Here is a 12420-nt window from a genome sequence, read left to right as displayed (position 1 = left end):
GTCTATTTATGCTTTTTATCTATTAAAAATTTCTAAAATATGTTAATTTTATATTGTGCTTATAGGGGAAAAATAGCAATAAGGGATTATTTAATTAAAAAAATGAAATAATACACAACGAAAGCTGTGTATACAGAAGGGTAATGAATTACTGTCTGGCGGCGATATTATAAAGGGACGATATCGTCGCCAGAAGCGTATTTTGACAGAATCTTTTCGGTATTCGTGTAATGCATTTTACTAGGAGGACATAAGATGGACAATTTGAGAGAAGACAATAGCTGCAGAAAAGAAGAAACGATTGAGTACACAGATAATGTTTTAGAGCAAATGAATGTATTATATGCAAAAATTACAGTGAATTTAGAAGATTATTTTCAAGAGAAGGCTACATCAAGTGATGTAAAAGACAGATTAAAAAAGTATTACCAGTCAATTAAAAACTATTGTATCAACACAGGCATAACGACAGAAAAAAATGAAGCATATAAACGTAAGTTGCTAAAGGATATTTATCGCAGCTATCGCCACAAGGCGGTATTAGTTGCAGTTGATGTCAATGATAAAGAAGGAAAAGAAATTGGGATTAGCTATTTTAACGAAGACAGCGAGACTCCCGTTATATATTACAGTGCCGATTATTATTATAAATGTGAGGACTTAAGAGGAAAGCTTAGCCATATTGCTAAGGAGATTGCTGCTGAAGAAGGGATTATGAGTTTTGAGACAGAATCCGTTGATAAGCGGAAACGCTATGTCTACGACTATGAGTTTAACCATGTATGGCTTTGGAAGCACGATGGTAAAGTAGGAAATGAGATCAAAGGAAACAAAGACTTTATTCCCACAAAAGATATGAAAGTACTTTACTGTGAAGAGGGAGAGCAAGAGGATGGAGGAAAGCTGCTGATTAGCTATGGGGAAGAATGGCTTGACAGCGGCATTAAAAAGTCTGCGCCGAGAGACGAACAACTAAAGGAACTTGAGCTATTCATAAAAGAACATTTTACAGTTGCCAACAATGCCAAATTTCAAGAATTCTGTATTTCTATTATGGGATGATATTGTGTTGCACATTTTTGAATTATGTCATAGGAAATTCCTTCGAATTTCCTATGACATAATTATTATGCGCACAAATACAAATGGAAAATATTACTGCGTGGCTGCATCCGGCACAAAAAGCAGTCAAGTCCCTTATGAGCGAGGGATTTAGGGCGCTAATGCAAGCTTGCCCGCATTTACACATATATTCACCATTTTTTCATAATTCTCTACTTGTACCCCAAGAATATCTACGCTATAATGTAACTTATCGGAAGAAAACCAAGCACGAACGGAGTGAGTATTTGGTTTTACCCGATAAGTTAACGAGAAAACGAAGTTTTCGAGTCGGAAGAAAACCAAGCACGAACGGAGTGAGTATTTGGTTTTACCCGATAAGTTAACGAGAAAACGAAGTTTTCGAGTCGGATTCAATTTGGTAGCAACAGAAAGGATTATAGATTATGTCAGAAATGAATAAGGACGACGATTTTGAGATAGAAGCAGTAGAGGAAGCAAAAGGTAGTGAGAATGACGACAGCGACGAGGATGAGTATGAGGAGATATGTTATTTGTGCCGCAGACCGGAGAGCAAAGCGGGTAAAATGATTTCGCTTCCAAATAACATACATATTTGTTCTGAATGTATGCAAAAGACCTTCGATACAATGAGCAAGGGCGGTTTTCCGTATGATGATATAGCCGGAATGACAAATATGCCGAATATCAATATGATTAACCTTGCAGATTTACAAAACACTGTGCCGAAGAAGCAGAAATTAAAGAAGAAAAAAACGGAAGAGAAAAAAGAGCCTGCATTGGATATTAAAAATATGCCAGCGCCGCATAAAATCAAGGCGAGCCTTGACGAATACATAGTGGGACAGGAACATGCCAAAAAGGTGATATCTGTAGCGGTTTACAACCACTACAAGAGAGTTGCGACAAACACGATGGACGAGATTGAGATAGAGAAATCCAATATGCTTATGATTGGACCGACAGGAAGCGGAAAGACCTATCTGGTTAAAACGCTTGCAAGAATACTTGACGTTCCGCTTGCCATAGCAGATGCAACCTCACTGACCGAGGCAGGCTATATTGGTGATGACATTGAGAGCGTGGTTTCCAAGCTTTTGGCGGCTGCGGACAATGATGTGGAAAAGGCAGAGCGTGGCATCATTTTTATTGATGAGATTGATAAGATTGCCAAGAAGAAGAATACCAACCAAAGAGACGTAAGCGGAGAATCCGTGCAGCAGGGAATGCTAAAGCTTTTAGAGGGAGCCGAGATAGAGGTTCCGGTAGGAGCAAACAGCAAAAATGCGATGGTTCCTTTGACAACGGTAAATACAAAAAATATTTTGTTTATCTGCGGTGGTGCTTTCCCAGACTTGGAAGAGATTATCAAGGAGAGATTGAACAAACAGTCTGCAATAGGTTTTAAAGCTGATTTAAAGGACAAGTATGACAACGAGCCGAACCTTATCAGCAAGGTGACAATTGAGGATATCAAAAACTTTGGTATGATTCCGGAGTTTATTGGAAGATTGCCGATTATATATACCTTAGAAAGTCTGAGCAAAGACATGCTTATCAAGATTCTAAAGGAGCCGAAAAACGCTATTTTAAAGCAGTACCAAAAGCTTCTGGAATTGGATGAGGTTCAGCTTAACTTTGATGATAAGGCACTTGAGGCAATAGCGGAAAAAGCGCTGGAGAAAAAGACCGGTGCGAGAGCGCTGCGTGCTATTATAGAGGAATTCATGCTGGATATTATGTATGAGATTCCGAAGGATGACAACATCGGAAGAGTGACCATTACGAGAGAATATATTGAGAATACAGGAGGACCTGTCATTGATATGCGCGGGGTGATGAAGCTCGAAGGGTAAGAGTATTTGTTACCGTTCAGCTTGCAGTATTCTGAGACGCTTTCTATAAGCAAATGTCACATATTCGGATTTTTTCAAGCAAGGAATACTTTGTAGCATTATCTCTATATATAAAACGTTACAATGAAGTCTAAAACTGAATAGAGATAGATATTTAAGGAAGCGTTTGCTTCCTTTTTGCTTTTATATTCAAGTCGTTTTAAGGTTTTGCATTCACACATTTAATGGTATAATGTAACATATCGGAAGAAAACCAAGCACGAGCAAAGCGAGTATTTGGTTTTACCCGATATGTTAACGAGGAAACCAAGCACAAGGAGGATTACTGTGGTATATTTTCTAATTTCGGCAGGAATATTTGCACTGGATTTTGTGGTAAAAAAGAAGGTTGAAACAAACTTAGAATACAATAAACCGGAGAAAAAATGGAAGGATAGGCTTATTATCCGCAAAATTTACAACCGTGGCGGAGCCTTAAACACGATGGATTCCAACCAGCAGTTTGTAGCAGGGTTTTCTGCGGCACTGACCGTTTCAGCTGTGATGGCACAGCTGTGGTTGTCAGGAAAAAAGGGGCTGCATGTTCTAAAGCTTGCGTTAAGCATGATTATAGGAGGCGCGTGCAGCAATGTATATGACAGAATTGTCAGAAAATACGTGGTAGATTATTTTAGCTTTAATACGAAGTTTAAGAAACTTCAGGATATTGTATTTAATATATCGGATATGTTTATTTTTGTGGGAACTGCGGTTGGCGCACTGTACGCAATGTTTGCAGATGAAGAAAAGGACAGGTAAAGAGCTTAATGGTTACAGCTCAGCCTGCAATGCAGTGAAGCCGTATGGCTGAACTGTAAGACCTAATCAGGAGGCAGCGATGGAAAAGAATATTTTATTTTTTGTATCTAGGGTTTTATGCTATGAGTCCAATTATCTTTTTATAGCGGAGATGGAAAAAGAGCTGGAACGGCTTGGATATCAGGTCGAGCTCTGTGAGGTCGATAAAGAAGAGGATGATGCGGAAGAAAGAATGATGCAGTACGTGGGCAAAAAATTTCGGGCGGTAATCGACTTTAATTCCGGCTTGCAGAGAGCTGAGATGGACAACGGACAGTTCTATCTGGATATGATAGATGCCCCTTTTTACAATTACATTGTGGACCACCCACTCTATCATCATCCCGTTATCCGGCTTGGCATAAAACGCTCCAATATTATATGCATTGACAGAAGTCACGCGAGTTATTTAGAAAAGTATTATCCGAATATACAGAATGTAGTTTTTATGCCGCTTGGCGCGATGCAGGCGCTAAATGTGATACCTTATGAAGAGCGAAAAAATGAGGTGTTATTTTCCGGTACCTATATCAGCACGGAAGAAATCATGGAGAAGATTGAGAAGGCAAGGCTGAAAGAGGAAATACTTCTGCTCATACAGGAATTAAAGGCAGATGTCAGCCAAACACCGGAGGAGGCGCTGCAAAAAGTATTGAAACGCAAGAGTGTTATATTGCAGGATGCAGAGTTTGCGGACTATTTAAATAGCTGCTATCTGGCTGATACATATTTAAGGGTGAATTACAGGGAGCAACTGATACAGACACTTTTGGACCATGACATTGATGTGACGGTGTATGGCTATGATTGGGAAAAATTTGACTGTAGGAAAAAAGAGCATCTAAAAATCAAGGGCCATGTAAGCTTTCCTGTTTCCTTGGAGGTTATTGCAGACTCTAAAATCGTATTAAACATCATGCCGTGGTTTCGGGACGGGATACATGACCGAGTGCTTTCCGCAATGATAAACAAGTCGGTGTGTGTTACGGATACGAGTGTATATATAGAAGAAAATTTTATAGATGAGAAAGAACTGATTCTTTACTCTTTAACGGAGCTAGAGGCGCTTCCGGCAAAAATAAAGGAGCTGCTTGTGGACACAAAAAGGGCAAAAGCGATTGCTGAATGTGGATATCAGGCGGTAAATGAGAAACATATGTGGAAAAACAGGATAGAGGAGAATATCGAAAAAATAAAATAAGGGGGCATTCATGAAAGAAATAATTTCAGCACTTCGAAGCAGTGTGCTATGCAGAAATATGAGTGAAGAACAAATTGTAGATTTTGTTCAAACAAGCAGTATTGTTCAAAAAGAATATCAAAAAGGAAGTGTTATTTTTCAGGAAGATGACAAGCCGACCAAGCTGTACCTTTTGATGAGCGGTAAAGTGTCTATCTGCAAGGACACCATGTCAGGGCGGAAAATTCTCATCACGGAGATTACGAGACCAGGCGATATGTTCGGAGAAATTTATCTTTATATGCAGATGGAACAGTACAATATATATGCAAGCGTGCAGGAAAAGGCACAGATTTTGGAATTTGATTCGGACCTGTTTGCGATGAAAGAGGGAAAACTAGAGCCCTCCCATGTCATCGTATTTCAAAATATTTTGACGCTTTTTGCGCAAAAGGCATATTTTATGAATATGAAATTACAGGTATTAAGCAGCGGAAACCTAAGACAATGTCTGGTGCGGTTTATTTTGAACCAGCAGAGAGGAAGCAATGTTGTGAAGCTTCAAATGACAAGGGAGGCGATGGCGGATTACTTAAATGTAGCAAGGCAGTCCCTTTCCAGAGAGTTGAGCGCTATGCAGGAGGAAGGGCTTATTACAGTCAGCGGCAAGGAAATTGTTATTTTGCAGCAGGAGGTGATGGAGGAGTATTTATAACAAAGAAAGCTACATTCTTTTTTTATATTTTTAAAAATGTAACATATGTGACAGAATTGAAAAACATAACATGTTATGATGCTATCAACAAGTAACTTTGAGCGGGGACAGTCCGCGCTCAACAAATGAAAAGAGATAGGAGAATCATATGGAGAATAAGATGTTTTGTTATCAGTGTCAGGAAACAGCAGGCTGTACAGGCTGTACACAGATGGGTGTCTGTGGAAAGACCCCAGCAGTGGCAGGAATGCAAGACTTGTTAGTATATGTCAGCAAGGGGTTAGCAGAGGTAGTAACAAAGTTAAGAAAAGAGAATGTTGCAATTGACCAGAGCGTAAATCACTTAATCACTTGGAATTTATTCACTACGATCACAAATGCAAACTTTGACGAGGCTGTTTTTGTAGAACGTGTTAAAAATACATTAGATACAAAGAAAGAGCTGTTACAGAAATTATCTGACAAGAGCAGCTTATCCGATGCAGCAACATGGGAAGATTACTCTGTTGATGCAATGATGGAAAAGGCAGCAAAGGTTGGCGTTCTTGCAACCGAGAATGAAGACGTAAGAAGTCTTCGTGAGCTGATTACTTATGGATTAAAGGGATTATCTGCATACATGAAGCATGCAAATGCACTTAAGAAAGAAAATGAAGCAGTTGATATTTTTGTTCAGGAAACTTTGATGAAGCTGTTAGACGATTCATTAAGTGTAAATGACCTCATTGCTTTAACACTTGAGACAGGAAAATACGGTGTTGACGGAATGGCATTGTTAGACGAAGCTAATACATCAAGCTACGGAAATCCTGAAATTACAAGCGTAAACATCGGCGTTGGAAAGAACCCTGGTATTCTTATTTCAGGACATGACCTTCGTGATATGGAAATGCTGCTTGAGCAGACAAAGGGAACAGGAGTAGATGTATATACACACTCTGAGATGCTTCCGGCTCATTACTATCCAGCATTTAAGAAATATGACCACTTTGTAGGTAACTACGGTAATGCATGGTGGAAGCAGAAGGAAGAGTTCGAGACATTTAACGGACCAATCCTGATGACAACAAACTGTATCGTACCTCCAAAGGCTTCTTACAAGGATCGTTTATTTACAACAGGAAGCGCAGGAATGGAAGGCTGTAAGCACATCGCAGGAGAAGAAGGCCAAGAGAAGGATTTCTCAGAAATTATCGCATTGGCAAAGACTTGTCAGGCACCTACAGAGATCGAGACAGGAAACATTGTCGGAGGTTTCGCACACAATCAGGTATTTGCACTTGCAGATAAGGTTGTTGACGCAGTAAAGACCGGAGCAATCAAGAAATTTGTTGTTATGGCAGGTTGTGACGGAAGAGCAAAATCTAGAAACTACTACACAGATTTTGCAAAGGCACTTCCACAGGACGCAGTTATTTTAACAGCAGGTTGTGCAAAATACAAATACAATAAGCTTGAATTAGGAGATATCGGTGGAATTCCTAGAGTATTGGATGCAGGACAGTGTAACGACTCCTACTCCTTGGTTCTCATTGCATTAAAATTGCAGGAAGTATTTGGATTGGAAAGCGTAAATGATTTGCCAATCGCTTACAACATTGCATGGTATGAGCAGAAGGCAGTTATCGTATTACTCTCACTCCTTTACTTAGGTGTAAAGAATATCCACTTAGGACCTACACTTCCGGCTTTCTTATCACCAAACGTTGTAAACGTATTAGTGGAGAACTTTGGAATAGCAGGAATCACCGATGTTGAAAACGATATGAAGATCTTTTTCGAATAGGAGAAAAAATAAATGATAAGACAGATAATTAAAATAGATGAAGAAAAGTGTAATGGCTGCGGCGCTTGTGCCGCTGCCTGCCATGAAGGTGCCATTTTCATGATTGACGGAAAGGCAAAGCTCATGCGCGACGACTACTGTGACGGACTTGGAAACTGTCTTCCGGTATGCCCGACCAATGCAATTTCCTTCGAGGAAAGGGAAGCGTTGGAGTACGATGAGAAGGCGGTAGAAGAGAACCAGAGAAAACAGGCGCAGCAAAATCATGCTGCGGCACCGCAAATGGGCGGCTGTCCGGGAAGCGCTGCAAGAGCGATTGTGCATGAGAGAAGCGAAAGACAGAGTGAAGAACCTGTGTATCAACAGGCAAAAGCACCAAAGAGCCAGCTTATGCAGTGGCCGGTTCAAATCAAGCTCGTTCCGGTGAATGCACCGTATTTCCAGAACGCAAACCTTTTGATTGCAGCAGACTGTACCGCTTACGCCTATGCTAATTTTCATCAGGACTTTATCCGGAATCATGTGACAGTGGTTGGCTGTCCAAAGCTTGATGAGGGAGATTATTCCGAAAAATTAACTGCTATCATTGAAAATAATAACATTAAGAGTGTAAAAATAGTCCGCATGGAGGTGCCATGCTGCGGCGGTTTGGAATATGCTGCAATACAGGCACTGAAAAACAGCGGCAAAATGATACCTTGGCAGGTAGTCACTATTTCCTGCGACGGAGAAATCCTAGAAGACTAGCAGCACTTTGCCAAAACAAGAAGAGAGGAGCAGGCACGATGGGACTTGAAAATATTATTATAAAAAATATTGTGAAATCCGAGGTTGTGGATTTAAAGGAACAGGTTGGATATTTAGATAATCAAGTAGTAAGCAAGACCTTTGTTCAAAACAGTGCAATAAGCATCACATTATTCGCCTTTGATAAGAACGAGGAAATCAGCACGCACGAATCAAAGGGAGATGCTTTTGTTACCTGCTTGGACGGAGAAGGCGAAATTACGATTGACGATGTGAAGTATGTTCTGGCAGAAGGTCAGTCCATTGTAATGCCGGCAAACCATCCTCATGCTGTTTTCGGTAAAGAGAAGTTTAAGATGTTGCTTGTTGTTGTGTTTTAGAAATTAGAATATAGATAAAAAGCAAAGTGCCGTAAGATTTCTTGCGGTACTTTGCTTTTTGAGAAATCTACTTAATCAAATACATCCAACTTCATTTCCTTTGGATGTTTTTTAAATACCTGTAACTGATTATTTAAATCACAGGTGGCAAGGAACACGTCCGAGATGCTCTTTACATTTTTTGCTTTTAACTGTTCATTTAGCCATTTTTCATTTTTTCCAGTATGTCTTAGATTTTCCTCCATAATTTTCCCATCAATAATGACATTGGCAACGAGCGTATCCTGCGGCGGCTTAACGCCTAAGTCCTTTCCGATTACCGGACGCTCATCGGATAAAGGCAGAATACTCAGCTTGCCATTTGGCTCCAATAAAACGGTTTGAGTTTTTGATATATCGAAATATCCGTTAATCCTGCACTGCGACATAAGCTCGTTTACATCCATCTTGGCTTTTTTTAAATTTTTAGAATACAATTCACCGTTATGATATAGAATGGAAGCTCTTCCGTTTAAAGCTCTTCGCAGCACAATAGATTTTTCACTAATCAGAGCAAGAAAAATAATGACGCCTGCATAGACAAGCATTGCGGTAAAAGGCTTAATCGAGTCAGTAAATTCGGAGGTCGCCAGTTCCGCGGCAATGGAGCCAATGGTGATGCCGTTGATGTAGTCAAACATACTAAGCTGTGACATTTCCCGGTTTCCCATGAGCTTTGTCAAAATAAAGAGAGTTATAATGGAAACAAGTGAGGTTAAAACCGCTTGTGGTATTTCTTGCATGATATTTTCCTTTCTCCTATATGGTTACTATAAAGCCAAAGGCTGAACAGTAAATCTTATATTAGTATGTATTTAGTTATGGAAAATATACCTATATAAAGATTTTTACAATTCCACTTTATTAAATCGCCAAAAAATTGTATAATGTAACTTATCGACAAAAAATCAAGCACGAGCGAAGCGAGTATTTGATTTTTTAGATAAGTTAGCGAGAAAACGAAGTTTTGGAGCATAATCAGAAGCGTTTTTAGCTTCTGATTATCCTTATCGACAAAAATCAAGCGGGAGCAATGACACTGGAGGAAGTATGAGTAAGTACATTGGAGACAGAAGTTTTTATAAGAAGATATTGATGGTAGCCATCCCAATCATGATACAAAACGGAATCACTAACTTTGTTGGTGTGTTGGACAATATCATGGTCGGGCAGGTGGGAACGGAGCAGATGTCCGGTGTTGCCATTGTAAATCAGTTAATCTTCGTATATAACATATGCGTATTCGGTATCGTATCAGGTGCAAGTATATTCGGAACGCAGTTTTATGGAAAAGGTGATATAAAGGGAATGAGAGACTCCTTCCGCTTTAAAATTCTCCTCTGTCTTGTCATGAGTGGAGTCGGAATTTTTGTACTATATCACTTTCAGGACACGCTCATTTCTGCCTATTTACATAAAGGAAGCTCAGCGGAAGACATTGAAGCTACCCTATTTTATGCAAAAGACTTTCTAAGAATTATGCTTGTGAGCCTGATTCCATTTGCAATTTCCCAGGCGTACTCAAACACGCTGAGGGAAATGGGAAAGACTGTAGTGCCTATGATTGCCAGCAGTACGGCAGTTTTGACAAACGTGGTGTTAAACTATATCCTTATCTTCGGTAACTTTGGTGCGCCAAAGCTTGGAGTAGAGGGAGCCGCAATCTCAACGATCATAGCAAAGTTTTTGGAGTGTATCATCATTGTTGTATGGGTGCACCGTCATGCAGAGCAGAATCCGTTTATCATTGGTGCATATAAAACACTTCGAATACCAAAGCAGCTAATGAAGCAGATTATCATCAAGGGTTCCCCTCTTATGATTAACGAAGCGCTTTGGGCGAGCGGAATGGCATTTATCATGCAATGTTATTCAGTAAGAGGACTTGATGTTGTAGCGGGAATGAATATTTCCACCACAATTTCCAATATGTTCAATGTAGTATTTATTGCTTTGGGAAGCTCTGTGGCGGTTATCATTGGACAGCTTTTGGGTGCGAACAAAATGGAAGAAGCAAAAGAGAGCGCGACCAAGCTAATCTTTTTCTCGGTTGTGTGCTGCGTTTTTATTGGTGCTCTTATGGCACTGATTGCACCGCTGTTTCCGGCTATCTACAACACAAGCGACGAGGTAAAATATCTGGCAAGCCATTTTATTATTGTGGCAGCGATTTGTATGCCAATTAACGCGTTTAACCACGCAAGCTATTTTACACTTCGTTCCGGCGGTAAAACAATTATCACCTTCTTGTTTGACAGTGTATTTGTGTGGGTATGCAGTATTCCGGCAGCATTTTTGTTAAGCAGATTTACCGGACTTCCGATTATTACGGTGTACCTGATTTGCCAGTTGCTTGACTTTATCAAGAGTATCATTGGTTACATTCTGATTAAAAAGGGTGTTTGGCTGGAAAATATAGTGACAGAGTAAAGAAGTGTGAGCGTAGCTCATACTTCGCGCCCGAGCAAGTTGCGAAGCAACAACTTCTGCTTTGCGAGGTGCGATAAATAGTTTTTATACCATAGAAAGTTCGGAGAACTTTATATAGTATAAAAAGTGTGAGCGTAGCTCATACTTCGCGCCCGAGCAAGTTGCGAAGCAACAACTTCTACTTTGCGAGGTGCGCATAATATATTTTATATCATCGAAAATTCAAAGAAATTTTCGATGATATAAAATAACGGTTAATTTTTGTCCTGCCGGCAAAAAATAAAATATTCAAGAATAAAAAAAGCAAAAAATAATAAGAATGATTGCAAATATAAGAATGCTGTACTGCTTTCCAACGGATAGAATAGAAGAAAAAGGAAAGCAGGTACACAATTATGGAGCAATATGCATTTGGAATTGATATTGGAGGAACAACAATAAAATGCGGGCTGTTTGAGACAACCGGACAGCTTGTGGATAAATGGGAAATCCCGACGCGAAAAGAGAATGACGGCAGTTATATTCTCGAAGATATCGCAGAAACCATCGCTTTTAAGATGGAGCGAAGAAAAATTGACAAGACAAATGTGGCAGGAATTGGTGTCGGAGTGCCAGGCCCGGTGCTTAAGGACGGAACGGTTGTAAAATGTGTCAATCTAGGCTGGGATGTCATCAACGTGGCAAAAGAGCTGGAAAAAAAGACAGGACTTTTGGTAAAGGTTCAAAATGACGCGAATGTGGCGGCACTTGGAGAAATGTGGCAGGGCGGCGGAAAAGGCTATCAGAATCTGGTGATGGTGACGCTTGGAACCGGTGTCGGCGGCGGTATTATCATAGAGGGAAAGGTCCTTGGCGGAGCAGACGGAGCCGGAGGTGAGATTGGTCACATCAATATGAGACAGGACGAGACAGAGTACTGTGGCTGCAAAAGCAAGGGCTGTCTGGAGCAATATGCTTCCGCTACGGGGGTGGTGCATCTGGCAAGAGAAGAGCTTAGCGCAAACCGGCTGGAAACGGTCCTTAAAAATGACGAGAACCTCTCGGCAGAACTTATTTTCAATGTAGCGAAGGCGGGCGATAAGCTGGCACTTTTGATTGCGGACAAGACAGCAAGCTATCTTGGAAGAGGGCTTGCCCAGATTGGCTGTATTGTGAATCCTGAAATATTTGTGATTGGCGGCGGTATGGCAAAGGCGGGTGATATTTTACTGGATGCAGTAAAGAAGCATTATAGCAAGAATGTCTTTCATGCGGCGGCAAATACAGAGTTTGCCTTCGCACAGCTGGGAAATGATGCAGGAATGTATGGTAGTGTGCAGCTATTGTTAGGAGATAGGGTGTAAATAGAAACATATTTATGGAGGGAG

At 40.4% G+C, this 12420-nt stretch carries 11 protein-coding genes; 10 read left to right on the top strand and 1 reads right to left on the bottom strand.

Annotation, left to right across the window (positions count from 1 at the left end):
* The first annotated feature begins 255 nt into the window (after positions 1 to 255).
* The 8 genes from CTY48_RS02655 to CTY48_RS02620 all read left to right on the top strand — a co-directional run bounded on the left by CTY48_RS02655 (position 256) and on the right by CTY48_RS02620 (position 8584).
* Positions 256 to 1062, top strand: coding sequence for a hypothetical protein (locus tag CTY48_RS02655; RefSeq protein ID WP_099466970.1), 807 nt, complete (start codon positions 256 to 258; stop codon positions 1060 to 1062).
* Between the two features lie 446 nt (positions 1063 to 1508).
* Positions 1509 to 2939, top strand: a complete 1431-nt coding sequence (clpX, locus tag CTY48_RS02650) for an ATP-dependent Clp protease ATP-binding subunit ClpX (protein WP_099466969.1) — start codon at positions 1509 to 1511, stop codon at positions 2937 to 2939.
* A gap of 327 nt (positions 2940 to 3266) precedes the next feature.
* On the top strand, positions 3267 to 3737 hold the full coding sequence (locus CTY48_RS02645) for a signal peptidase II (protein ID WP_236354704.1): 471 nt from the start codon (positions 3267 to 3269) through the stop codon (positions 3735 to 3737).
* Between the two features lie 79 nt (positions 3738 to 3816).
* The gene (locus CTY48_RS02640) at positions 3817 to 4977 is read left to right on the top strand and encodes a glycosyltransferase family protein (RefSeq protein WP_099466967.1); all 1161 of its coding nucleotides are present in this window, start codon (positions 3817 to 3819) and stop codon (positions 4975 to 4977) included.
* 10 nt (positions 4978 to 4987) lie between these two features.
* Positions 4988 to 5671, top strand: a complete 684-nt coding sequence (locus CTY48_RS02635) for a Crp/Fnr family transcriptional regulator (protein WP_099466966.1) — start codon at positions 4988 to 4990, stop codon at positions 5669 to 5671.
* A 148-nt stretch (positions 5672 to 5819) separates the two neighbouring features.
* The gene (gene hcp / locus CTY48_RS02630) at positions 5820 to 7457 is read left to right on the top strand and encodes a hydroxylamine reductase (RefSeq protein ID WP_099466965.1); all 1638 of its coding nucleotides are present in this window, start codon (positions 5820 to 5822) and stop codon (positions 7455 to 7457) included.
* Between the two features lie 12 nt (positions 7458 to 7469).
* On the top strand, positions 7470 to 8204 hold the full coding sequence (locus CTY48_RS02625; protein ID WP_099466964.1) for a 4Fe-4S binding protein: 735 nt from the start codon (positions 7470 to 7472) through the stop codon (positions 8202 to 8204).
* 38 nt (positions 8205 to 8242) lie between these two features.
* Positions 8243 to 8584, top strand: a complete 342-nt coding sequence (locus CTY48_RS02620; protein ID WP_099466963.1) for a cupin domain-containing protein — start codon at positions 8243 to 8245, stop codon at positions 8582 to 8584.
* Between the two features lie 71 nt (positions 8585 to 8655).
* On the opposite strand, the gene CTY48_RS02615 is transcribed toward CTY48_RS02620, so the two are convergent.
* On the bottom strand, positions 8656 to 9366 hold the full coding sequence (locus CTY48_RS02615) for a YetF domain-containing protein (RefSeq protein ID WP_099466962.1): 711 nt from the start codon (positions 9364 to 9366) through the stop codon (positions 8656 to 8658).
* A 307-nt stretch (positions 9367 to 9673) separates the two neighbouring features.
* Between CTY48_RS02615 and CTY48_RS02610 the strand changes: the two genes are divergently transcribed.
* Together CTY48_RS02610 and CTY48_RS02605 are read left to right on the top strand one after the other, a co-directional pair.
* Positions 9674 to 11053: an MATE family efflux transporter gene (locus CTY48_RS02610; protein WP_099466961.1), complete on the top strand. Its 1380-nt coding sequence runs from the start codon at positions 9674 to 9676 to the stop codon at positions 11051 to 11053.
* Between the two features lie 395 nt (positions 11054 to 11448).
* Complete coding sequence (locus CTY48_RS02605) at positions 11449 to 12396, top strand: ROK family glucokinase (RefSeq protein ID WP_099466960.1); 948 nt, start codon at positions 11449 to 11451, stop codon at positions 12394 to 12396.
* Positions 12397 to 12420 lie beyond the last annotated feature (24 nt).

This window comes from Konateibacter massiliensis, from assembly GCF_900184995.1.
Classification (GTDB): Bacteria; Bacillota; Clostridia; order Lachnospirales; family Lachnospiraceae; genus Lachnotalea; species Lachnotalea massiliensis.
Note: the sequence above shows the minus strand (reverse complement) of the source record. Positions and strands in the feature narration are given on the sequence as shown.